Genomic DNA, 24,751 nt, shown 5'->3' on the forward strand with positions numbered 1-24,751 from the left:
ACCCACTAGATTGAAGATCTAGTATTCTATTTAAATAGAAGGCAAACCTGCTGAACTGAAACATCTAAGTAAGCAGAGGAAGAGAAAACAAAAGTGATTCCGTAAGTAGTGGCGAGCGAACGCGGATTAGCCCAAACCAGTGTTGTTGCGGCAAGACTGGGGTTGTAGGACTTCGATATCGATGTTATAAATGAACGAGAACTGTCTGGGAAGGCGGGCCGTAGAAGGTGAGAGCCCTGTATTGGTAAGTTTATTTCATTGTAGGAGTATCCTGAGTAGGGGGGGACCGGAGAAATCCCCTTTGAATCTGCCGGCACCATCCGGTAAGGCTAAATACTACCAAGAGACCGATAGTGAACGAGTACTGTGAAGGAAAGGTGAAAAGTACCCTGAGTAAGGGGGTGAAAAGACCCTGAAACCATACGCTTACAAGCGGTCGGAGCCCTTTCGTGGGGTGACGGCGTGCCTTTTGCATAATGAGCCTACGAGTTACTTTCACTGGCGAGGTTAATCACATAGATGTGAGCAGCCGGAGCGAAAGCGAGTCTGAATAGGGCGCTTAGTCAGTGGGAGTAGACGCGAAACTTTGTGATCTACCCATGAGCAGGTTGAAGCTCCGGTAAAACGGAGTGGAGGACCGAACCAGTTTACGTTGAAAAGTATTTGGATGACTTGTGGGTAGGGGTGAAAGGCCAATCAAACTGAGAAATAGCTCGTACTCCCCGAAATGTTTTTAGGAACAGCCTCGGGGTCAAGTTTTAAGCAGGTAAAGCTACCGATAGGACTAGGGGGAGTCAAATCCTACCAAATCCTGACGAACTCTGAATGGCTTAAAATATACCCGGGAGTGAGGGTTGGGGTGCTAAGGTCCCAATCCGAGAGGGAAAGAACCCAGACCAACAGCTAAGGTCCCAAAATCTTTACTAAGTTGAACTAAGGAAGTCTGATTGCAGTGACAGCCAGGATGTTAGCTTGGAAGCAGCTATTCATTTAAAGAGTGCGTAACAGCTCACTGGTCGAGCGAGGCGGGCATCGATAATAAACGGGCATCAAGTAAAGTACCGAAGCTTTGGATTATATTTATATACTGGTAGGGGAGCATTCTGATTGCGGCGAAGGTTGAGCGACGAGCTTGGCTGGAGCGATCAGAAAAGCAAATGTAGGCATGAGTAACGATAATGAGGGCGAGAAACCCTCACGCCGAAAGACTAAGGTTTCCTCAGCTATGCTAATCAACTGAGGGTTAGTCGGGGGCTAAGGGTCTAGCGAGAGCGACAATCTAATGCACAACAGGTTAATATTCCTGTACTTACTTATTGGGCAAATAGATGACGGAGAGAATGGGTTACCAGATACTGACGGAATAGTGTCTTTGAGAGGCGGCAGCAATGCCAAAACGAGTGTAGCGAGTGATCTTCCAAGAAAAGTCTAGGCGTGTATAACTAATAAGTAACCCGTACCGTAAACCGACACAGGTGGTCGAGAAGAATATTCTAAGGCGCTCGAGTGAATCACGGCTAAGGAACTCGGCAAATTAACCCTGTAACTTCGGGATAAAGGGAGCCTCGAGTAATCGAGGCCGCAGAGAAATGGCCCAGGCGACTGTTTAACAAAAACACATGGCTTTGCAAAATCGAAAGATGACGTATAAGGCCTGACACCTGCCCGGTGCTGGAAGGTTAAGGGGGGATGTTAGCTGCAAGGCGAAGCATTGAACTGAAGCCCCAGTAAACGGCGGCCGTAACTATAACGGTCCTAAGGTAGCGAAATTCCTTGTCGGGTAAGTTCCGACCTGCACGAATGGTGTAACGATCTGGGCACTGTCTCAGCCGTGAGCTCGGTGAAATTGTAGTAACGGTGAAGATGCCGTTTACCCGCAACGGGACGGAAAGACCCCATGAACCTTTACTATAGCTTAGCATTGAGTTTTGGTACTGGATGTGTAGGATAGGTGGGAGGCTATGAGCCGGTGTCGCTAGGCATCGGGGAGCCAACGTTGAAATACCACCCTTCTTGTACTGGAATTCTAATCCCTAATTGGGAGACATTGCTTGGTGGGTAGTTTGACTGGGGTGGTCGCCTCCAAAAGAGTAACGGAGGCTTTCAAAGGTTCCCTCAGCACGCTTGGTAACCGTGCGTAGAGTGCAATAGCAAAAGGGAGCTTGACTGTGAGACCGACAAGTCGATCAGGTACGAAAGTAGGATATAGTGATCCGGTGGTTTAGTATGGAACAGCCATCGCTCAAAGGATAAAAGGTACTCTGGGGATAACAGGCTGATCTCCCCCAAGAGCTCACATCGACGGGGAGGTTTGGCACCTCGATGTCGGCTCGTCACATCCTGGGGCTGGAGAAGGTCCCAAGGGTTCGGCTGTTCGCCGATTAAAGTGGCACGCGAGCTGGGTTCAGAACGTCGTGAGACAGTTCGGTCCCTATCTGTTGTGGGCGTAGGAATATTGACAGGTTCTGACTTTAGTACGAGAGGACCGAGTTGGACTGACCGCTGGTATATCAGTTGTTCTGCCAAGGGCATAGCTGAGTAGCCACGTCGGGATCAGATAAGCGCTGAAAGCATCTAAGTGCGAAACTGACCTGAAGATGAGTATTCCATGAAGGGTCCGTGTAGACGACACGGTCGATAGGCTACAGATGTAAAGGCAGTAATGTCAAAGTCGAGTAGTACTAATTACCCGAAAGCTTACTTTTATTAAAAAAATGCAACGACTGTTTATTTTATCTCACAATATGGAAAAAGGCTAAGACCTTGCAAGATTTATGGAGCCGATAGGACGGGTGTTCACCTCTTCCCATCTCGAACAGAGAAGTTAAGCCCCGCACCGCTGATGATACTGGGATCAAACCCGGGAAAGTAAGTAAGCTCCAAGTTATTATTATCCCCAAGCCCGCTAGATTCTAGTGGGCTTTTTTTTTGCTGAATGTAGAATTAGTGGTTAGTTATTAGAGTTTCGAATGTGAATCCGACATCCATTCATAATTTATACTTCACCATTTACCATTTATTAGTGCTGCATTGTTGGAATAAACCTTTTCATGGTCTTTCTTTTTTTCATAAAAAAAAGAAACAAAAAAAACAGAGGAAATACGGTTAATCCAATACGAATTCCGCATGCACGGAACCGATGTTCACTCCGCATACGGCTTTAATCTTTGACGCTTAGCTTTAGCCTACGCACGAGGTCAAAGATGCGCCTGCCGCTTCGCTTATGCTGCGCTACTATCTTTCGTTGGGATTAACCTGTATAGGGATTAGTTATTAGTGATTAGAATGTAGCCAAATCCATTCATAATTTATACTTCATCATTTACAATTTACTTCCCGCCTTGGCTGGACGACAAAAAGAAGTTTTTTGTTTCTCTTTTTATTAAAAAGAAACAATTATAACTGTTGATATTCGGTTAATCTAATTTTGGAAATTGAGAATTTGGCTTTAGACACCCAAAGCTACTGAAGCGCTATTAAATAAACCCGATATGTATATGGGCTTACTAAAAGGAAAATAAGTTAATTAAACCTGATTGCACAAATTACAAACCCCTTGAATTAATAAATTACTTTCTTTTTTTGTAAAATTTTCTGGTAAACTGATACTTGGTATATGAACCAATTCCAAACAAGTTGTTTGGCCACATTGGTCACATTTAAAATGCACATGATCGTGTTGATGTGCATGTCCACCCTGATGACAAAGCTCTTTACAAAGTGCATATTTGATGCCCCCAATATCGTCCAGCACCTTATGAATTAGTCCTTGACTTAAGAAAGATTTGAGTGTACGATACACTGTAACACGGTCAAATTGGCTACTTAATTGGTGTTCAATATCGCCCTGACTTAAAGCATAGTCATGAGATTGTAATAAACCCAATACCTCCATTCTACAAGGTGTGGGCCGAAGGTCAAAGTCAGACAAACTAAGTGCTTTATGCTCCATTTTCTTAGATATGATCAGATTGCAATTTGACCATTTTTTGATAAATTCCATCGTTCAAGCTCATCAATTCCTCATGATTACCCGTTTCAACAATCTGACCTTCTTGCATGACAATGATTTTGTCTGCCGAACGAATGGTCGATAGACGGTGAGCGATGATTAAACTAGTACGATTTTTCATTAATTCTTCTAATGCCGATTGAACCCATTTTTCCGACTCCGAATCTAAAGCACTTGTCGCTTCATCCAGCAATAAAAACTTGGGGTTTTTTAATATAGCTCTCGCAATGGCAATGCGCTGCCTTTGTCCTCCAGATAATTTTACACCTCTTTCCCCAACCAATGTTTCCCACTTTTCAGGAAATGATTCAATGAATTGTTTGGCAAAGGCTAATTCAGCAGCTTTTTCTATTTCTTCCATCGTTGCACCTGGTTTACCATATGCAATATTCTCACGGATACTTCCTCCAAATAGTAAAACTTCTTGAGGTACTAAAGCCACTAATTTTCTCCAATCACTCACATCGAACGATTGTATATCCTGATTTACCAATTCAATTTTCCCCGAATTCGGTTCATAAAAGCGCATGAACAACTGGGCTAATGTTGACTTACCTGTACCAGAACTGCCTACAATGGCTACTTTCTCACCAGGTTCAATCGAGAAATTAATACCTTTTAATATTGGGACATTCGGTCGACCAGGATAAGTAAAATGTAAATCCTTGACTTCAATTCTTCCAAATGGAATTTCAATTTCTGATTCCTTTTCCATGTTTATTTCAGATGGATCATCTAAAATTTCTAAAATCCTTTCAGAAGCTCCAATAGTCTTTTGTAACTGAGCATAAATGTCACCCAGTCCACCTACCGAACCCCCAATAAAAGCAGTATAAAATATAAAAGTCAGTAGCTCAGCCAGAATTAAATCCCCTGATGAAACTAATTGTGCTCCATACCAAACCACTCCAACGATTCCACCAAAAAGAGCGAAGATGATAAAGCTGACAAAACCTCCTCGGAAAGTCGCTGCCTTTAACGCTTGGTCCACCACTAAATTTAAGGATTGTGTATAGCGATTAACTTCCCATTTTTCATTGGTAAAAGATTTGACTGCCTGAATGGATTGGAAAGTTTCTTCCACAATGATGTTGGTGGATGCCAATTCATCTTGAGATTTTTTGGAAACTTTGCGAATAAATCGTCCAAAAACTAAGGCCGCAATGACTAAAACAGGAAATGTGGCTAGCATGAATAAGGTTAGTTTCCACGATATGTAGGTAATCAAGGCAATTCCACCTACTAGGGTGAAGATTTGTCTAAAGAATTCAGCCAATGTAATGGAAAGTACATCTTGTAATTGGGTAATATCGGAGGTTATTCGACTCATCATTTCTCCTACTCGGCGTTTTTCAAATTGAAAAATAGGGAGTGTAATGATCTTGGAATAGAGATGTTGACGAACGTCCCTCATCGCTTTTTCGGATACCTGAGCAAAGGTATAAATCCTAAAAAAGGATAAAATAGCCTGAATAACCAAGATCGAAAAAAAGAAGATGGTGACCTGATTGATGGAAAAATGCGATTTCCCTTCCATTACTTTGGTCATTTCGCCAATTACTAAAGGGAAACTCAAGGTAGTTAAATTCGAAAAAAACAAAAAGAACATTCCTGCGATGAATGTCCATTTATAAGGCAAAATAAATTTGTAAATACGTAATGCTTTGCGAATTCCTTCTTTATTGACTTTTTTGGCATCTTTAGGGTCAGCTCCTTCTCCAAATTTCTCGTGTCTCTTTGCCATATGATTATTCTTTCGCTTTACCTCTATATCCTGAGGCCTGGAATAGTTGATTGGCATTTGGTTTTGCCATGATTGATGCCAAACTTTCTTTTGGATGATTTGTTTGATAAGCAAGGACGATTCTCCATCCTAACCATCGACCAATAGAGCCCGGGCATGCGGGACCAATTTCAATCGTTTTGGGTCTTTCCCCCAAATATTTGGCTTTGGTGAATTCATCCTGTTTGTACAACAAAGATTGATCAATAAAATGTTCCCAAATTTCTTGTTGGAACATATCTGATTCCGCTAATTCTGTTTGAGTATATCCAAACAATAAGCTATCTGCTAAAGCAGGGGCCATTTTTTTAGCAAATGCATAGCTTTTTCCATACCAAATCATATCGCTTAACATGGTAGCATTTTCTGCATCATGTTGATTGAAATAGCCAGCATACAATAATAAAATTTGCCCAACTAGCGATCTAGGTTCTAAGCGCCTTAATTGGTAGTCATATACATTTTGAGGGAGATACAATCCCTTTTTTCCCATGAAATAATCTAATCCGATGATGATTAGGCTATCGCTTACAACAAGGTGTTGGGTTTTGAAGTTTCCTACAGCCCCAAATCCCGTAAATACCGTTCTGATTTTAGGTATTTTAGCAAGAGGGAACTCATTTTTTATTTCTTGGAATGCAGCTTGTAACTCATTCTCCAAAACTTTTCCACCAAAAAAGGCTTGTTGCTGACTTTGTTCATAAAATTTCTTAAGTGCGGGATTTTGGAAAAGTGCAAAGAAGTTTTTTGCAAGTTCAGCTGAGCGATTTGTTCCAACAGAAAAATAAGCCTGTAAGACCTCAGGATGCTTGTGAAGAATACTGTCGATTTGTTTTTCAGTCGTACTATTCGCAATAGTCTGATCTAAACGCTGTATATCCAATTGAATGATTGGCTTATTTGCCTGGATTTCCTTTTTGTCTTCCACACTTCCGCAAGACCCAAAGAAAAAAGGGGCAATTATCAAGCCAAAAAATCCTACATAGCGTTGAACGTTTTTCATCTAGTTTAAACGGGCTAATAACTCTTTCAAGGATTTGATTTTATTTTCAGCATCAGAGAGCTTTTGTCTTTCTCTTTCTACCAAATCTGCTTTGGCATGTTGAACGAATTTTTCATTGGCTAATTTTGCCTCAACGGATTTTTTAAACCCTTCCAAGTAAACTAATTCCTTTTCCGTTTCTTCTTTTAACACAGCTGGATCCTCGTCATTGGCTAAGGGAACAAAAAACTGATCTGATTTTACGACAAAAGTTTGTGCCTCTGAAATAGATTCTTGAATGAAAGAAACAGAATCTAAATTAGCTAGTTTAATTAAAAGGGCATTTATTGCCTCATAAGCGCTTGCTTGCTCCGTTTTGATGCATAAACTAAGCGCTATTTTAGGAGAAATTTGTTTGATGTTTCTAATCTCTCGGATTTTAGTCACAACCTCAAACATGGCGTCAAACTGGGCAATGATGGAAGCGTTGACAGGTTTTGCTAATGGAAATTCGGCTTTACAAATACTAATGCCTTCTTTTCTTTCTTCCATGTTCTGCCAAATTTCTTCGGTAATAAAGGGCATATATGGATGCAATAAACGCATCAATTGATCAAATAAACCTAAGGCTTTTGTTAGAGTTTCAGAAGCAATTGGGCTTTGGTATGGCGGTTTGATGATCTCCAAATATTTGGCACAATAATCATCCCAAACCAAATTGTAGATACTTAATAAGGCATCTGAAATACGGAATTTTTGGAAATGGTCTTGTACATCCAGAATCGTTTGAGATAATTTAGATTCAAACCATTCCGCAGCTAGTACATGTTCTGGTAATGTTTTACCTTCCTGAACTTCCAATCCCTTTAATAAACGGAATGCATTCCAGATTTTGTTGGAGAAGTTTCTTCCTTGTTCACAGAGTTTATCATCAAACAACAAATCGTTTCCGGCTGGAGCAGAAAACAATAAACCAGAGCGAATTCCATCCGCTCCAAATTTTTCAATCAATTCCAGTGGATCAGGTGAATTGCCCAAGGATTTAGACATTTTTCTGCCTTGCTTGTCGCGAACAATACCCGTCAAATACACATTTCTAAAAGGTAATTCGCCTCTCCATTCATATCCTGCCATAATCATACGGGCTACCCAAAAGAATAAAATATCAGGTCCCGTCACTAAGTCGTTGGTTGGATAGTAGTAATTGATTTCTTCATTTTCCGGGTTTCCTATACCATCAAACACTGAGATTGGCCACAACCAAGAGGAGAACCAAGTATCCAATACATCAGGATCTTGCGTTAAATCATCTTCTACTAAAGCAAATAATTGGTATTTATCTCGAGCAATGCGCAACGCTTCTTTCTTATCTTTCGCCACAATCAGCGTTCCATCTTGTAGGTAAAATGCAGGGATTTGTTGGCCCCACCATAATTGGCGAGAAATGCACCAATCGTGGACATTTTCCATCCAAGAACGGTAGGTATTTTTGAATTTGGCTGGATGCAATTGGATGTTGTCATTCATGACATTTTCCAAAGCAGGTTTCGCCATTTCCTCCATTTTCAAAAACCATTGCAAGGAAAGCTTTGGCTCAATAACCGCACCTGTACGCTCAGAAGTACCAATGGTCGATTTATATTCTTCCGTTTTGATCAGATAACCTTCTTCTGTTAATTGTTTGACAATTCGCTTTCTAGCTTCAAAACGATCTATGCCTACAAACAAGACAGCCTTTTCATTTAATGCACCATTGTCGTCAATGATATCGATAACAGGTAATTTATGCTTAATGCCTAGTTCATAGTCATTCAAATCATGGGCTGGAGTTACTTTAAGACAACCCGTTCCAAAGTCGGTACTTACATAATCATCTGGAATGATGCTGATTTCACGATTGATCAAAGGAATAAAAACCTTTTTGCCATGCAAGGAGAGATAGCGCTCATCCCTAGGATTGACGCAGATGGCAGCATCGGCCATGATGGTCTCAGGACGCGTAGTGGCAATGGTAACATATCCAGAACCATCGACCAAGGGATATTGGATATGGTATAATTTGGCTTGAACATCCTTGTAAATAACTTCTTCGTCAGACAAAGCCGTTTTACCTTGAGGGTCCCAATTGACCATTCTAACACCTCGGTAAATTAACCCTTTGTTGTATAGTCGAACAAAAGTTTCAATTACAGCCTCATATAATGAAGGCTCCATCGTGAATCGGGTACGATCCCAATCACACGAAGCGCCTAATTTTTTTAATTGATCTAAGATAATTCCGCCATACTTTTCCTTCCACTCAAAAGCATATGTTAGAAATTCTTCCCGACTAATATCCTTTTTTTCGATGCCTTTTTCTTTCAACATCGCAACTACTTTTGCTTCAGTAGCAATGGAAGCATGGTCTGTACCTGGTACCCAACAAGCTTCTTTTCCTTCCATACGCGCTTTTCTAATCAACACGTCTTGGATGGTATTGTTTAACATATGCCCCATGTGCAAAACTCCCGTCACATTGGGAGGAGGGATGACGATGGTATAGGCTTCTTTATTAGGATCTGGTTTGGAAGCAAATAGCTTATTTTCCATCCAATAGGCATACCATTTTTGCTCTATTTCTTGGGGGGCGTAATTTTTGTCAATCATAAAGGAAGATTCTTGCCGTATTCTAGGAACGGTTTATTATAGCCTACAAAGATAATTGATTTAGCTCAAAGAGGAAGGTGGAATTTTAAAACAATTCGACGTAATTTCGGTTCAAATTGAAAACAGAAATCATGGAAATAGGATTGTGGCTAGGTACTTTTTTACTGATGGAAGGAATGGCCTGGTTTACCCATAAATACATCATGCACGGTATCATGTGGAATTGGCATGAGTCACATCATGTACATCACAAAAATGTATTGGAAAAAAATGATTTGTTTTCGGTAGTGTTTGGAGTCTTGTCGACCCTAACAATCATCATAGGTGCTGAAATCGAAGCTTACAGGCCATTATTGTGGATTGGACTGGGCATTGCAACCTATGGTTTGTGCTATTTTATTTTTCATGATATCATCGTCCATCGACGAATCAAAATCAAGTTTAAAACAAAGAATAGCTATTTGAAGCGCTTGATTAAAGCTCACTACGTTCACCATGAAGTGCATGAAAAAGAGGGCGCAGAAGCTTTCGGTTTCTTGTACGCCCCCAAAAAATATGAATAGGTTTATTTAACGAAACCTATCCCAACTGTTGAGTTAGAAAACTCGTCTATTAATATAAACGCTCCATTGGAAGGATTTTCTGCATAGACATCCGCCATGATCGGCTGTGCTGTACGCAATTGTATTCCTCCAATTTCATTGAGTTTCAGTGAGTCTACATCTTGGCTAGATGTTTGCGCTACCACATCCAATCGCTCTGTTATTTGAGAAATTTTGGCTTTAGTCAAATTTACCCCATGCTGTAATAAATAAGTTTTTCCTGGACTTAAAGCTTGGTGATCTAACCAGCAAATGTGGGCAGCAAAATCTTTTAATTGGGGTGCTTGCGTATCCGAAGCCAATACCAAAGAATTTCCACGAGAAATATCCACGTCAGTCGTTAATGTAATCACGACCGAATCTCCAGCGACAGCATGCTCTAATTGTTCACCAAATTTTTCAATGGAAGCAATGGTGCTTTCTTGACCAGTAGGTAATGCTTTGATGACATCCCCAACTTGAAAAGTACCTGAACTGATTTTTCCAGCATAGCCACGGTAGTCGTGATATTCTTCTGTTTTTGGGCGAATAACCCATTGAACTGGAAAACGAGCTGGTGCGTGTGCTAAGCTTTCTGCAAATTCAAAAGCTTCTAATTCACCCAATAAGGTATTTCCTTGATACCAAGGCATCTTATCAGCAGCTTGGGTAATGTTCTGTCCAAACAGGGAAGAAATGGGTAAAAAGCTGATTTCTTGTCCTTCAAAAGTGGTTTGAGCTACCAATGAACCTAAACTATCTTTGATGGCTTCAAATTTAGCTTCGTCATATTGAACCAAATCCATTTTATTCACACAAACAATGACTTTGGGAATGCGGAGTAATGCCGCAATGGATAAATGCCTAGCTGTTTGTTCTACCACACCTTGGCGAGCGTCCACCAAAATCAATGATACTTTGGCATTGGAAGCCCCAGTAACCATGTTACGGGTATATTCCACGTGACCGGGTGTATCTGCAATGATGTATTTACGTGTGGGAGTGGAGAAATAAATATGCGCCACATCGATGGTGATGCCTTGTTCTCTTTCCGCGATTAAACCATCTGTTAAAAGAGAAAGATCTAAAAAATCTAATCCTTTTCTTTTGGAAGCGCTTTCTAATGCTTCAATTTTATCTTTAGTAATTGAATTGGTTTCATATAATAATCGACCAATTAAAGTACTTTTTCCGTCGTCTACAGATCCTGCAGTAGCTATACGTAAAATATCCATATTCCTTTCTCTCTCCTGTTAAAAATATCCCTGTTGCTTTCTTTTTTCCATGGCGGCTTCCGAGCGCTTATCGTCGATACGAGCTCCTCGTTCTGAAATTTCTGCTGATAAAATCTCTTCAATGATGATTTCAATTTCTACTGCATCAGATTCTACAGCAGCCGTACAAGTCATATCACCTACGGTTCTAAAGCGAACGGTGGCTTCAAATGGGATTTCATCGGCTTCTTTATTCAGGTAGGCTGAATCTGCCCAAAGCATACCATCACGTTCAATAACTTGGCGTTGGTGCGAGAAATAGATGCTTGGGATTTCCATTTTTTCTTCCTTGATGTAATTCCAAACGTCTAGTTCTGTCCAATTGGAAATAGGGAAAACACGCACATTTTCGCCCACAGCTATACGGCCGTTCAGCATATCAAATAACTCAGGTCTTTGCCTTTTGGCATCCCATTGGCCGAAATCATCTCGAACAGAAAAGATGCGTTCTTTTGCTCTGGCCTTTTCTTCATCTCTTCTAGCTCCACCGATACAAGCATCGAATTTAAATTCTTCAATGGTATCTAATAAAGTTACGGTTTGAAGAACATTGCGAGAGGCATATTTACCTGTTTCTTCTTTGGCTTTTCCTTGGTCGATGGAATCCTGTACATAACGTACGATCAATTCTGCTCCAGTTTCTTTGGCTAGCCAATCTCTAAATTCAATGGTTTCAGGGAAGTTGTGCCCTGTATCAATATGTACCAAAGGGAAAGGAATTTTTCCAGGAAAAAATGCTTTTTGAGCTAATCTTACTAGAGTAATAGAATCTTTACCTCCAGAAAAAAGTAAAGCTGGGCGCTCAAATTGAGCTGCAACTTCACGCATGATATAAATAGATTCATCTTCCAGTTTTCTTGGAAACTGTCCTATTTTGTCTTTAATGGTTGAATTTGTCATAAAATGGGTAATAAATTAGGCGTGTAAACCACATTCTTTTTGAGAGTTTTCCCACCACCATCTGCCTGCCCTAGGGTGTTCTCCCTCAGCGATGGCACGGGTACATGGTGCGCAACCGATGGAGATAAATCCTTTTTTATGCAAAGGGTTTTGGGGTATTTTATGGTGTACTAAATATTGATTTAATTCATTAAATGTCCAATCAATTAATGGGTTGATTTTGAACAATTGTCTTTGTTCATCCCATTCTACGATGGGCATATTGGCTCTATTTTCAGATTGCTCGGCTCGTAAACCTGTTATCCAAACCTTTGCTCCTTGCAAAGCTCGGGATAAAGGTTCCATTTTACGAATAAAACAACATTCTTTTCTGTTTTCTACTGAATTATAAAAGGAGTTGAAACCCTTTTCTTTCACTAGTTTTTCCACCGATTCTGATTTTGGAAAAAAAGTATCAATCGTAATTTGATACTTTCGGGTAGTCAAATCCATTAATTCATAGGATTCTTGAAACTGCCGTCCGGTATCTAATGTGAATATGTGTATAGCTAAAGATTGACTAGCTATGGCGTATAAAATGGCTTGATCCTCTTGCCCAAAAGAAGTGGAAAATACTATTTTCTCATTAGGGAAAAGTTGAGTCAATACACGCAATCGTTCTTCTAGAGATAGATTTGCTAAGGTTTTTTCAAGGGTTGAAATATCCATGCTCTTAAAATTTTCACAAAAATACATAATGTCTATTGAATTACTATACTTGACAATAAAAAGATTTACATGATGTATGCGAAGGCAATAAATCTTTTGTAAATTCATCACGATAAATAAGGTAGAATGCATCAAGGCTCTGAGATTTGGTGGAATGAGGGAATGGAGGAAGATAAATCTCCCTTTTTGGACTTGAAGGCTATAAAAAACTTAGTTAAGCAGGGGGAGGGTCTGCACTTGGAGTTTAAAATGAAAGTAAAATTCCCAGAAAAGATTATCAAAGAAATGGTAGCTTTTGCCAATACTGATGGAGGAACGCTTTTAATAGGTGTCAGTGATGAGGGTCAAGTTCAAGGCGTGAAATTTGTAGATGAAGAACAATTTCTCCTGGATCGGGCTATTGAAAAATATTGTTTCCCTGTTTTTTCCTACACTAATTATCGGGTGGAAATAGATTCTCAAAGGGCAATTCTTGTTTATCATATATTTCCCAGTATCGACAAGCCACATCTGGTTCAAGTAGCAGATGAATCTCAGCCCAAGTGTTATGTGCGCATCAAAGATCGTACGGTACAAGCGAGCAAGGAGATGAAACAAATACTTAGAAGAGAAAATGAGGAAGGCATACAATTTAATTTTGGACCGGCTGAAAAATGGTTGATGGAGTATTTGCATGAAAATCAACAGATTACATTAGCTTTGTTTGCAGAGAAGCAATCCTTACCACTTTGGCTAGCTTCACGGAAATTAGTTCTATTGGTTTTGGCACGTGTTTTACGCATTTTGCCAGGCGAAGTATACGATATTTATACCTTAAGATGAAAAACTGTTATTGGGCAATATTTGCTTTAAGCCTGCTTTTTTCTGCTTGCACGAAGCAAGCAGTAGAGCCAGAAAACTCTACCAATCCAGTTAGTTCAGTTACCTCCTCTTTTGATTTAATCCAGGATCGAATATTTACTCCTTCTTGTGCCACTGCGGGTTGCCATCTCGCTACCACCGATGCATCCTTTGCCCAACATGGCTTAGTACTTGCTAAATCATCCTCTTACGCTCAACTGGTAGGAGTCGCTGCTAAAAACCCCAATGCCGTCCTCAATAAAATCTTACGAGTTACCAAATATCAATCCACTCAAAGTTTATTGTATCATAAACTGAATTGGGATGTGGCACATCATTCCAGCATAGATTATGGTGTGCCCATGCCTTTAGGAGGCAAGCCGCTGTCAGTTGGACAATTGAAATTTATCCAAAATTGGATTGAAGCTGGAGCTCCTGAAAAGGGAGAAGTAGCCGATTCCAAACTATTGGATGATACGACACCTAGTTTTGCGGTAAGCTCAGATTTTAGTCCATTAACTGAACCATCCGCCGAAGGAAAAGAGGGGATTCAATTGAAAGTCGAGAAGTTTTCTGTCGCACCTAATTTTGAACGTGAGTTATTTGTTCGCAAGCCTTTAAATAATTCAGCTCCAGTGTATGTTTCCCGCATTAAGTTAAAGTCAAGGCCCAATAGCCACCACATGGTCCTGTATGATTTTGAAAATAAACAAGCATTGCCTAATTTAAATGAAGTAAGGGACTTGCGTAATGGTGATAATAGCATCAATGTGTTTACCTTTTTGCAAATGCAAAATCACCTTTTCTTGGGTGGCGGCACAGATCCTAATTCAGACTATACTTTTCCTGAAGGAACGGCATTATTGCTCCCTGCCAACAGCTCCATTGATTTAAATCCTCATTATTTTAATAAAACCAACGAGGTGATTTTTGGCGAAAACTATGTCAATCTATATACCGTAAAGGCTGATCAAGTGAAAAAGGTAGTGCAAATGATCAATTTTAATAATACCAATCTAACTATACCTGCCAATCAAAAGACCGTCATATCCAAAGATTTTACCTTTGATAAGGCAGTAGCCATCGTGTCTTTAACTTCCCATACCCATCAGTGGGGTAAATTATTTCAAATTAAAATTAAAGGAGGAGCCCGAAATGGAGAGGTAATTTATGAAAGTACGGATTGGGCGCATCCGAAGGTTATTAATTTTTCCAAAGTGATTGAGCTTAAAGCAGGAGAAGGATTAACTTCGGTGGTTACTTATGAAAATAATACGAATCGCATCATTCGTTTTGGTTTAACTTCCGAAGACGAGATGGACATCATATTTGGATATTACTACGCACTTTAAGACAGAGCACTACATACATATTCACTCACATGCTTAAATGAAAAAATAATGGATCAGAAAATTATCAACCTGTTTGATGAGTACACACACAAACCATTAAAAAGGGAAGTGTTTTTAGCTAAACTGAGCAAATTAGCTGGAGGAACAGCGGCTGCTTTAGCTATTTTACCCATGTTGGAAGGCAATTATGCCATGGCGAATCAAGTATCAGTTCAAGATGCTGATTTATTGATGGAGGATGTTTCTTACCCTTCCAAAAATTGTATCATGAAAGGCTATTTAGTACAACCGAAATCATCTAAAGGGAAATTAGGTGCTGTATTGGTCATTCATGAAAACAGAGGATTGACTCCACATATCAAGGATGTAACGCGTAGAATTGCCAAAGCAGGATACATTGCTTTGGGTATTGATGCGCTTTCTCCCTTTGGAGGAACTCCTGCTAATGAAGATGAAGGACGTGCCTTGTTTGCTAAATTGGATGCGGTACAAAATTTAGAAAACATTAAAAGTGGTTTGGATTATTTAAGAGGATTGAAAAACAGTAATAAAAAAACGGGTGTAGTTGGTTTTTGTTGGGGCGGAGGCATGGTAAATTCCATGGCTGTCATGGACCCTGAATTAACTGCTGCTGTAGCCTATTATGGTCGACAAGCAGAAGTAGCTGATGTTCCCAAGATCAAAGCCAAATTGATGCTACAATATGCTGGTCTGGATGAGCGAATCAATGCTGGGATTCCTGCTTTTGAGGAAGCGCTAAAGGCCAACAAGAAGGATTATCAACTATTCGTGTATGAAGGAGCGCAACATGCCTTTAACAATGATTCTTCGCCGGCACGTTACAACGCTGAAGTGGCTAAATTGGCTTGGACTAGAACCATGGGCTTATTTGAGCAAACATTGAAATAATTATACTTGAGGGAAGCGAAAGGCTTCCCTTTTTTTTGAATCATTCAAGGTCTTTTGCTTGGTTTTGAGTTCGATAATTTCCTTTTTGTACCTGTTTGCTCCGCCGAACCAATATTATTTGTTTTGAATATGTGCGAATTAGGCGCTGTAAATCAATTTTTTAGGGCAATTTTAATAAAATGAAAAATAGCTGTTTTTTATATCAAAATTGAAGGTATATTTGCTGCCGTTTCTTGAAATATGTCAAGAAAGCAACCAATAATAGTACAATTTTTTGCAAATTTTGCATTCTTACGTTAAACTAATTCGCTTGGTAATAAATTTACGCTCCCACACTTTATAATGGAACAAAAACACAAAAACACGGCTACTGCAGCTGGACTGCTCGTAGCCATGGGTATCATCTACGGAGATATTGGGACATCTCCTTTGTATGTTATGCAGGCCATCATAGGAAAAGATCCTATCAATGAGCTGATGATATTGGGGGGCTTGTCTTGTATTTTTTGGACACTGACCCTTCAAACGACTCTCAAGTACGTTATTTTAATTTTACGTGCCGACAACAAGGGTGAAGGAGGAATCTTTGCCTTGTTTGCATTAGTTCGTCGACATGCCAAATGGTTGACTTTGCCTGCCATTATCGGTGGAGCCACCTTGTTGGCTGATGGTATTATTACGCCACCCATTTCAGTTTCTTCTGCTGTAGAAGGATTAAAAATGCTGAAAACCAAAGAGGGTTTACCTTACGTGACAGATACCGTACCTATTGTAATTGTCATATTAACGGGTTTGTTTATTTTTCAAATTTTAGGAACCAAGGTTGTAGGGAAGTTATTTGGACCCATCATGTTACTTTGGTTTAGTATGTTAGCCCTAACTGGATTGTTATGGATTGAACATGATTGGAGTATCCTTCGTGCTGTATCTCCTCATTATGCTTGGGCATTATTAACTTCCCATCAAGCAGGTACTGCAGGTTTCTGGACACTAGGTGCGGTGTTTTTATGTACCACTGGAGCGGAAGCATTGTACTCTGATTTGGGACATTGCGGTCGGGATAATATACGGATCAGCTGGATATTCGTCAAAATAGCTTTGTTGCTTCAATATTTTGGACAAGGTGCTTGGTTATTACAACATCAAGGGATGTTGCTTGATGGTAGAAAGCCTATCTTTGAATTGCTCCCTAGAGAATTCCTATTCACAGGAATTTGTATAGCTACTGCTGCAGCGGTCATTGCTAGTCAGGCTTTGATTTCAGGATCATTTACGCTGATTTCAGAAGCGATTCGTTTGAATTTTTGGCCAAAGGTCCGCCTCATATATCCATCAGACCAAAAAGGTCAGTTGTATGTTCCTTCTATCAATATTTTTCTTTGGTTGGGATGCGTAGGTGTCGTACTTTGGTTTAAGGAATCTGCGAATATGGAAGCCGCCTATGGTTTGGCAATTACCCTAACCATGTTAATGACTACCTCATTGATGGCTTATTACCTACATATCAAGAAGATTGATATGTGGTGGATACTCTTATTTTTAGTCGTTTATATCTCTTTAGAAGGGGCATTTTTGGTAGCTAATTTGCAGAAATTCTCCCATGGGGGTTATGTGTCCTTGTTTATAGCAGGTGTCATTTTATTGGTTATGTATGTTTGGTTTAGGGCCACACGTATTAAAAAGGACTTAACGGAATACGAAAAACTAGCTGACTATGTAGAGCCTTTGAAAGAGCTCAGTCGTGATGAAACCATTCCCAAATATGCTACTCACTTGGTATTTATGTCCAACGCTGGTCGTGTTTCTGATATTGAGTCCAAAATTATCTATTCTATCTTTCAACGTAGACCGAAGCGGGCAGATATTTATTGGTTTGTACATGTTGACACCTTAGATGAGCCTTATACTATGGACTATAAGGTAACGGTGATAGAGCCGGATGATATCATCAAGGTGAATTTTAAATTGGGTTTCCGAGTGGAGCAAAGAATCAATTTGTACTTTAGAAAAGTAGTGGAAGAAATGGTTGCCCGTGGAGAAGTGGATATAACCTCCCGCTATAAGTCATTGAATGAGCAAAACGTGATAGGTGATTTCCGATTTGTTGTATTGGAGAAATTTTTATCCTTTGATAATGAATTGCCATTGATGGATCGACTGGTCATGAAGTTTTATTTCTTCTTAAAACAGTTTATGAATTCAGAAGATAAATGGTTTGGTTTAGATAGTGATGCGGTAAAATTAGAGAAAGTACCATTGATCATTAAGCCTATTTCAAAATGTAATTTGAGACGCGTAGACTAATATGAGCACGATATTTAGCAAAATAATTGCGGGAGAAATCCCTTGTCACAAAATTGCTGAAAATGAGCAATTTTTAGCCTTCTTGGATGTGATGCCTTTGGTGGAAGGACATGTATTAGTCGTGCCAAAAGAAGAGACAGATTATATTTTCGATTTGGCACCAGATCAATTGGCCGACTTGATGAAATTTGCTCAGTCCGTAGCACCTGCCATCCGAAAAGCCATTCCTTGCAAAAGGATAGGGGTCGCGGTTATTGGTTTGGAAGTGCCACATGCTCACGTGCATTTAGTACCGATGACCACTGCCAATGATTTGAATTTTACCCAAGCAAAATTGCAGGTTAGTCAAGAATCGTTAGCTAAAACAGCGGAGTTGATTCGCTCTTTTTTGTAGTTACTTCAGAAAACCCTTCAATTTATTCATTTCCATTTGAGGGTTGGCTTTCTCATATACAATCGCATAAACTGCCTCAATAATGGGCAATTGGATTTTATGTTGTCTAGAAATATGGTAAATACTTCTCACTGCATAATATCCCTCTGCAATCATATTCATTTCAATCTGGGCTGATTTGACAGAGTATCCTCGGCCAATCATATTACCAAATGTTCTATTTCTAGAGAACTGAGAATAGGCAGTCACTAATAAGTCGCCCAAGTATCCTGAGCTATTTAAATCACGATTGGTTTCAGGATCTACTGCATCCAAGAATAGCTTTATCTCCTGCATGGCATTGCTGACTAAAACGGCTTGGAAGTTATCCCCAAAACCCAAGCCTCGGGTGATACCACAGGCCATTGCAATGATGTTTTTAATAACGGCACAATACTCCACTCCATATAAATCTTCAATGGCATGGGCCTGTAAAAAACGACTATTCAGTAAATTTGAAAAAGACTGAGCCAATGCCAAATTGGGAGAAGCGATGGTCAGGTAAGACTGTTTTTCCAAAGCCACCTCTTCGGCATGACAAGGGCCCGCAATCACACAGGTTTGACCTAGTGGTAAGTTAAATTCCCTTTCTATCCAATCAGTCACGAGCATATTTTCTTCAGGAATCATGCCCTTGATGGCAGAAACCACTTTTTTGCCCTCGAAATGTTTCTTATTTAGATCTTTTAAAGTACTGGGTATAAAGGCGGCGGGTACAGCTAAAATAATGTATTCTACCCCATGCAAGGCATCGGACATTTTATGGTATGTCTTAACTTTGCGTGGATTAATAGCCACATCCGTTAAATAGCTAGGGTTATGGTTGTATTTTCGGATAAAATCAACATCAGTTTTTCTACGAATCCACCACTTGATTTTAACTTGATTTTCAGACAATATTTTTACTAGAGCAGTTGCCCAACTTCCTCCTCCCAATACCGTAATATGGGTAGGGATTTTTTTCTTAAGTTCCTCGATTTGACTCATAGCGCAAAATTAATTTAAAAAGGTGGAATGAGTTTAGATTAAAAGGAATAAGTAAGTACTCCACCAAAATTATACCCTAGACTTGGGTAATTCAGGTATCGCTGGAAATTTCTATTCAATAAGTTATTCAAATTAACTCCTAAGGCAAGCTTATCATTAAATTTGAAATTGACATGGCAATTTAAATCAAAAATCTCCTCCATGGCTTTCACTTTTGATTCGGAAGGGCTCCAGGCAAATAAACCATTGATGTATTCAATCGTAGGAATGATGGAGAGTTTATTGCCTAACAGGATGGTTCCATTCCAATTGATTTTCCAAGCTGGTCTGTGGAAAGCTTTTTCTAAATCACCCAAAGATTCGTAGTTGTCGTAATTAAATCGAACAGCACTTTTGATGGATTTACTCACTTGTAAGTCAAAGTTTCCAGAAAAGGTAGTTACCTGAACTTTTTTTAGACCTCCCACATAAGTGAGGACAAATTGTTTGGGATCAAGTAAGGAATTGGAGATGATTGGTAAATCCGTGTATTCGGAATAGGCAATTTTAAATTCAAAATCGATATCCCCTGCTTTGTCTTTATCTGACCGGTTCGTCCCTTTAATTCCAGCATATAAATTACCCACTTGTGAGGAGTTTTTCAATAGGATAGTAGGAGCCATCCAAGGATTTTGTTTCACAAAATTGGCATAGGTATTGAATTGTACATCCCCACCTAGGCCGGCAAAAAAGTGGATATAATCTAAGCTAGAAAAGTCTATCAAGAATTGAGGGAAAAAACTTGTTTTAGCAGGCTCAGGACCATCGCTTGTTTCTTGTAAGAAATGCGCTCCTGCAGAAACAGTGACAAAGTAATTGGAGAATGTGTAAAAGGGTCTAAGTCTAGAAAAACTTCTAGTGAGGGTCATGTCAGGCGTTTTATATTCCGAAAGGATCATTTCCCCACTTAAATTGATGAAGGAGTTGGACTTCAATTTAATTTTGGAATAGAATGAGCCATTGCTCGTTAATTCACTAACCTCACTCAAATTACTGATTCTTGAAACATCAATACTGGCATTAAAATCAAAGGTGGATTTGGGAATGTTGGTACCAAATTTTCCGAAAAAATTATAGGTGTCATACACCAAACGCTGATCTCGGAAACTAGGAATTTTTTGCCCAGGCTCAAATCCATAATAGTTGGTCCCTAATTGGGAATAGGCAACATGTGTCTCTAGTTCTAATTTACTATCGGCTCTAGAGCGACTCCAAACTTTGATATTATTCAATTTTTTCTGAGAAAAAATGTCCGCTACAGGGCCTTCTGCATAGGCATCATGAGATAAATAAAAACCTAATCGCTGATCAGCTTTATTGAGGTTTAAGTTTAAATAGGTATATCCAAAACTGCCAGCACCTACTCGAATGATGTTATTGTTCAAGGAATCTAATCCAAAAACCTCCCCATCTCTTGGATTGATTTTTGACCATTTTAAGGAATGTACCTCTTGACTACTCCAATTCAAAGGGACTTCTACAGGTTTTTGATTACTTTTCTTATCGCGAAAAGTAGGAAATTTTATTTTCTCTTGAGAAAGTTTCAATTCTCCTAGATTGACTTCTCGGTTTATTCGAATGGTATCGGCTGTCTGAGGAACAAAAGACATAGCCATTTCGGACTTTACAATAAAGCCAACAATAATAAAAATATAGCGTAGGTATGAATTGCTCATTGTTGTTTCAATCTATTTTAATCGACTCTTGGCTAAGTTTCTAATATCATTTTCTTTGGCCATATTTTGGGACAATGCTGTATAATATCCCATGGCTTTATCCTTTTGATCCAGCGCCATTAAATTATCTGCATACAATAAAAGGCCTCTGAAATAGGTTTTTTTAGTACGGATATTCGTGGTAATAACCTTACGAATCAAAGTTTTATCCAATAATTCATCCAATTCTTGGTGTTTCTTTTCTTGGAATAAAAGCTGCGCATACTTCAGTTCTGCTTCTGCGCCAATAACAATCTGTTGAACCACAGGACTTAAGTGGTTATTAACACTGATTTTCTGTAGCCATTTCTTGACTAATTCAGGCTGTTGTGCCTCAATAGCTATTTGAAGATAATTTTGGTATAAGGTATTTTTTTCATCTACTTCATACAGCTCATCCCAAGTAGAAGTTAAATTATATAAGGAATCTAGCTGTTTCGTTTGCAAATAAATACTAACTAAATTTTCATTGGCCATTTTTTGGTGACGGCTGACTTTGGTATACGACTTGATAAATTGAAAGGAGCGTATGGCTGTTTCCAATTGTTGATTTTCCAAAGCAATCTCTCCAGCTCTTTTTGCCGCACTGATGACTTCTGCTTGCTTAAATTTCTCTTTTTTGTGGATAATTTGCTGGTAATATTCAATGGCACCAGGATAATCATGAAGGCTATCTGAGCAGGCTGCTAGATTCTTCAACAAGGTATTGCTGTTAGTAGAATTAGGATAGATTTTTTGGAATTCTAATATGGTAGTACGGGCTACATCCCAGCGTTTGCTTTGATATAATTCCACACAATCTTCCCAAAATTTCTCTTCGCTGCCATATTCTTGGTAATGCTTTTTTACCCATTCTACCTCAAGATTCAATCGCTTGTAAAGGTTTTTAAGCTTATTGACCACGCTAACACGTATGGTATCCCCTTGACTGCTTGCTAATTGTTCTTCCTTGTCTTGAATGGCTAATCGTCCCATTGACATTTGATCTTCCCCTTGTGAAAGAATGGATAGCTTTTCATAAGTCTGAGATCTAAAATCCAATGCTCTTTTATAATGGACAGAGGTTTTGGTATTTTTTTGTAAAATTTCCGTGAAGCCCTTAATCGCTTGTACATAATTTTCTCGCCCACCTTTTTGGTATAAACTAATCCACTGATTTAAGGTGGCGATCTCCTTATTTTTAGAATTCGGGAACTCTTTTAAGAATTTTCCATATAAATCACTCACATCATCGTAGCGACGGAGCTTTTCCAGAATCTTGATTTTATCCCACAAATAGCCTTCTTTTTCTTCATGGCTGCCTTTTTCATACGCAATATCTAATAAGCCGATCGTTTGTGCCAAAAGGTTATTTTCTTGGTATTCACTAGCTTCTTTGGTGGAATTATATTTCCAAACCTCAATCACTTTTTTACGTGTTGCAGCATTTGCTAATGGAGAATGAAATAAGTTTGAAGCCAAGGCCAGTTGTAATGGTCTTTGTTGATTTAGGTCAATCAAAGCATTCAACAAGGCAGATTTAATCTGATATTTTAAGATCGAGCTATCCACAGTTAATTCGCTGCCAAGCTTAGTAGGAATAGGACTTTGGTGTAAGGAAGAATATATTTGGACCAGATTATTCAAATAAAATTGATGAACTTTTTCTTCCTCTTTAGTTAATTTCTGATTTTTCTTTTGAAGGTAGGCTTTGGCCAAAAATCCATAGGTTTCTCCTTGTAAGACCTTGGCTAAATAGACCAATTGAGGGTTGTAAGGGTAGGCTTTCACTTCTTCGATCAAGGCAAACAATTGATCTACTTGGGCAAGGTTATTTTCTTGGTCAAATAATGAAACTGCCAAGCTATAAGCTCTTTCTTGATAGGCTTTTTTAAATTCCTCTGTTTGCAAATAATTATAAGTGAAAAACTCTTTCACTTGATAAATACGGTTAGCTAGAATACTACTTTCACTAATGGCATGAATAATCATGGTATTCAATTTGGCCAGGTGCTTGCTTTGAGGATATTGTTGCAAAAACCCTTTGATTTTACTCATCAAGGCATCAAAATCACCTTGGTTTTCTAAGGCAACAAGTTGATTGAAATAGGCGTCTTCCGCCAAGGATTTATTCCAATTAATTTGAATGGCTTGATTCAAACTGTTACTTGCCGCTTCATATTGTTTCAAATAATATTGAGACATACCTATCTGGTAATAAACCAGTTGACGTAAAGAATCACTTAAGCTTTCGTTATTAGCAACTTGTTTTAGCAGGCTTTCACTTGCTTGGTATTGCCTAGACTTAAACAAAGAAAATGCTTGTTTCAAAGGAATGTCTTCTGTATTGTTTTGAAATACGGACCTTTTACTTTCATTCAGGACTAAATACTTGGCATATATTTCAGCGGATTTACTGAATTTCCCTTGGTTAAAATAGATATCTCCCAATAGCCTAGCTATATCAGACTTTTCTACTTCACGGGTATCAAGTAATACGATAGGTTCTGCATAAGCAATTAATTCGGCATACTTTTCTGGACCCATTTGGTAATAGGCCTGAGTAATCATGGTGGGGATTTGTCGCTTGATTTTTGCCCAAACAGAATCTGAAAGTGGGACTTGTGCCAATTGAAAAGGGGCTTCATCGGCTTTTTTTAGATCAAATATGGCCGCCGAAAATTGCTTTTGATTGAGTTTTAGTAAACCAGAGTAATAGGAAGCCGCATAAGCTACTGATTCATTATCATCATTACTTAATAGTTCAAATAAGCTAAGGGCCTTGGTATTTAGTCCCACTTGCAAATAGCAAATGGCCAACTGGAAACGAATTTCTGGGTCTAAAATAGAAACGCGCTGTTCGATGTATTGTATTGCATCTTGGTATTGACCAGCTTTATAAAGAAAACTCCCGATTTCTTTGACCAAGATGGATGTTTTTAAGCTGGAAGGATGGTTGGCTATAAATCGTTCTACAGCTACTTTAGCCCGAGTGGTATTGATGTAAAAGTCGCATAAAACGATGAAAAACTCAGCATCTACGATTTCGTTGGAATTACGGTCAAAGTCCTTGGCATTTTTTTCTAAGAATAAAGAAAATTCCATTCTAGCGGCAGCATAATTAGCCGCATTGTAATAATCTTTGGCTATTCTAAATTGTTCAGAAGGACTTTTATTGATATTGGAATCTTGAGAATATGCCGGATAGGAAATCATCGTGGCCATTCCCAATAGGAATAACAACAGGTAAATGGGTCTATAAAAAAGGGCTGATTTATTTGCCTTCATCATGTCAATATGCTATTGG

At 39.1% G+C, this 24,751-nt stretch carries 16 protein-coding genes and 2 rRNA genes (1 of these 18 only partly in view); 8 read left to right on the forward strand and 10 right to left on the reverse strand.

Translation table 11 applies throughout. From position 1 onward, the window contains the following. Both U0R11_RS02430 and rrf read left to right on the forward strand, forming a co-directional pair. A 23S ribosomal RNA gene (locus U0R11_RS02430) occupies window positions 1-2,705 on the forward strand; it begins 126 nt to the left of the window's first position. A gap of 68 nt (window positions 2,706-2,773) precedes the next feature. Continuing rightward, window positions 2,774-2,885: ribosomal RNA gene (gene rrf / locus U0R11_RS02435) — 5S ribosomal RNA — on the forward strand. A 641-nt stretch (window positions 2,886-3,526) separates the two neighbouring features. On the opposite strand, the gene U0R11_RS02440 is transcribed toward rrf, so the two are convergent. From U0R11_RS02440 to U0R11_RS02455, 4 genes are read right to left on the reverse strand one after another with little or no spacing between them, the layout of a single operon-like run. Continuing rightward, entirely contained in the window at window positions 3,527-3,952 is a 426-nt protein-coding gene (locus tag U0R11_RS02440) for a Fur family transcriptional regulator (protein ID WP_406749630.1), read from the reverse strand. 4 nt (window positions 3,953-3,956) lie between these two features. Continuing rightward, window positions 3,957-5,756: an ABC transporter ATP-binding protein gene (locus tag U0R11_RS02445; protein WP_406749631.1), complete on the reverse strand. Its 1,800-nt coding sequence runs from the start codon at window positions 5,754-5,756 to the stop codon at window positions 3,957-3,959. A gap of 4 nt (window positions 5,757-5,760) precedes the next feature. Beyond that, window positions 5,761-6,798, reverse strand: coding sequence for a gliding motility protein GldB-related protein (locus U0R11_RS02450; protein WP_406749632.1), 1,038 nt, complete (start codon window positions 6,796-6,798; stop codon window positions 5,761-5,763). Next, complete coding sequence (locus U0R11_RS02455) at window positions 6,799-9,423, reverse strand: valine--tRNA ligase (protein WP_406749633.1); 2,625 nt, start codon at window positions 9,421-9,423, stop codon at window positions 6,799-6,801. It abuts the gene before it with no gap. Between the two features lie 131 nt (window positions 9,424-9,554). Here U0R11_RS02455 and U0R11_RS02460 point away from each other — a divergent pair, with 131 nt between their 5' ends. After that, the gene (locus U0R11_RS02460; protein WP_406750040.1) at window positions 9,555-9,986 is read left to right on the forward strand and encodes a sterol desaturase family protein; all 432 of its coding nucleotides are present in this window, start codon (window positions 9,555-9,557) and stop codon (window positions 9,984-9,986) included. 2 nt (window positions 9,987-9,988) lie between these two features. Here the strand turns inward: U0R11_RS02460 and U0R11_RS02465 are convergent, their stop codons facing one another. Genes U0R11_RS02465 through U0R11_RS02475 form a run of 3 tightly spaced genes read right to left on the reverse strand, consistent with a single transcriptional unit; the run spans window position 9,989 to window position 12,886 of the window. Further along, a complete protein-coding gene (locus U0R11_RS02465; protein WP_406749634.1) occupies window positions 9,989-11,239 on the reverse strand; it encodes a sulfate adenylyltransferase subunit 1 in 1,251 nt (416 codons plus the stop codon). 18 nt (window positions 11,240-11,257) lie between these two features. Further along, window positions 11,258-12,178 carry a sulfate adenylyltransferase subunit CysD gene (gene cysD, locus U0R11_RS02470; RefSeq protein WP_406749635.1) on the reverse strand — a complete coding sequence of 307 codons (921 nt, stop codon included), beginning with the start codon at window positions 12,176-12,178 and terminating at the stop codon, window positions 11,258-11,260. A gap of 15 nt (window positions 12,179-12,193) precedes the next feature. Continuing rightward, a complete protein-coding gene (locus U0R11_RS02475) occupies window positions 12,194-12,886 on the reverse strand; it encodes a phosphoadenylyl-sulfate reductase (RefSeq protein WP_406749636.1) in 693 nt (230 codons plus the stop codon). Window positions 12,887-13,012: 126 nt separating this feature from the next. Between U0R11_RS02475 and U0R11_RS02480 the strand changes: the two genes are divergently transcribed. The 5 genes from U0R11_RS02480 to U0R11_RS02500 all read left to right on the forward strand — a co-directional run bounded on the left by U0R11_RS02480 (window position 13,013) and on the right by U0R11_RS02500 (window position 18,685). Continuing rightward, window positions 13,013-13,708 carry an AlbA family DNA-binding domain-containing protein gene (locus U0R11_RS02480; protein WP_406749637.1) on the forward strand — a complete coding sequence of 232 codons (696 nt, stop codon included), beginning with the start codon at window positions 13,013-13,015 and terminating at the stop codon, window positions 13,706-13,708. Continuing rightward, window positions 13,705-15,078 (forward strand): monooxygenase, encoded by a 1,374-nt coding sequence (locus tag U0R11_RS02485; RefSeq protein ID WP_406749638.1) that lies wholly within the window; start codon window positions 13,705-13,707, stop codon window positions 15,076-15,078. The genes U0R11_RS02480 and U0R11_RS02485 overlap by 4 nt, the downstream gene beginning before the upstream one ends. A 48-nt stretch (window positions 15,079-15,126) precedes the next feature. Further along, window positions 15,127-15,987, forward strand: coding sequence for a dienelactone hydrolase family protein (locus U0R11_RS02490; RefSeq protein WP_406749639.1), 861 nt, complete (start codon window positions 15,127-15,129; stop codon window positions 15,985-15,987). Between the two features lie 342 nt (window positions 15,988-16,329). Then, window positions 16,330-18,291, forward strand: a complete 1,962-nt coding sequence (locus tag U0R11_RS02495; protein WP_205753257.1) for a KUP/HAK/KT family potassium transporter — start codon at window positions 16,330-16,332, stop codon at window positions 18,289-18,291. Between the two features lies 1 nt (window position 18,292). Beyond that, window positions 18,293-18,685, forward strand: a complete 393-nt coding sequence (locus U0R11_RS02500; protein WP_269010328.1) for an HIT family protein — start codon at window positions 18,293-18,295, stop codon at window positions 18,683-18,685. Here U0R11_RS02500 and U0R11_RS02505 read toward each other — a convergent pair whose 3' ends face one another. Genes U0R11_RS02505 through U0R11_RS02515 form a run of 3 tightly spaced genes read right to left on the reverse strand, consistent with a single transcriptional unit; the run spans window position 18,686 to window position 24,735 of the window. Continuing rightward, a complete protein-coding gene (locus tag U0R11_RS02505; protein WP_406749640.1) occupies window positions 18,686-19,711 on the reverse strand; it encodes an NAD(P)H-dependent glycerol-3-phosphate dehydrogenase in 1,026 nt (341 codons plus the stop codon). Window positions 19,712-19,749: 38 nt separating this feature from the next. Continuing rightward, window positions 19,750-21,426 (reverse strand): hypothetical protein, encoded by a 1,677-nt coding sequence (locus U0R11_RS02510; RefSeq protein ID WP_406749641.1) that lies wholly within the window; start codon window positions 21,424-21,426, stop codon window positions 19,750-19,752. A 12-nt stretch (window positions 21,427-21,438) separates the two neighbouring features. Next, the gene (locus U0R11_RS02515) at window positions 21,439-24,735 is read right to left on the reverse strand and encodes a tetratricopeptide repeat protein (protein WP_406749642.1); all 3,297 of its coding nucleotides are present in this window, start codon (window positions 24,733-24,735) and stop codon (window positions 21,439-21,441) included. Window positions 24,736-24,751: the final 16 nt, after the last annotated feature.

Source organism: Aquirufa salirivi (genome assembly GCF_045310485.1).
Lineage (GTDB): Bacteria > Bacteroidota > Bacteroidia > Cytophagales > Spirosomataceae > Aquirufa > Aquirufa salirivi.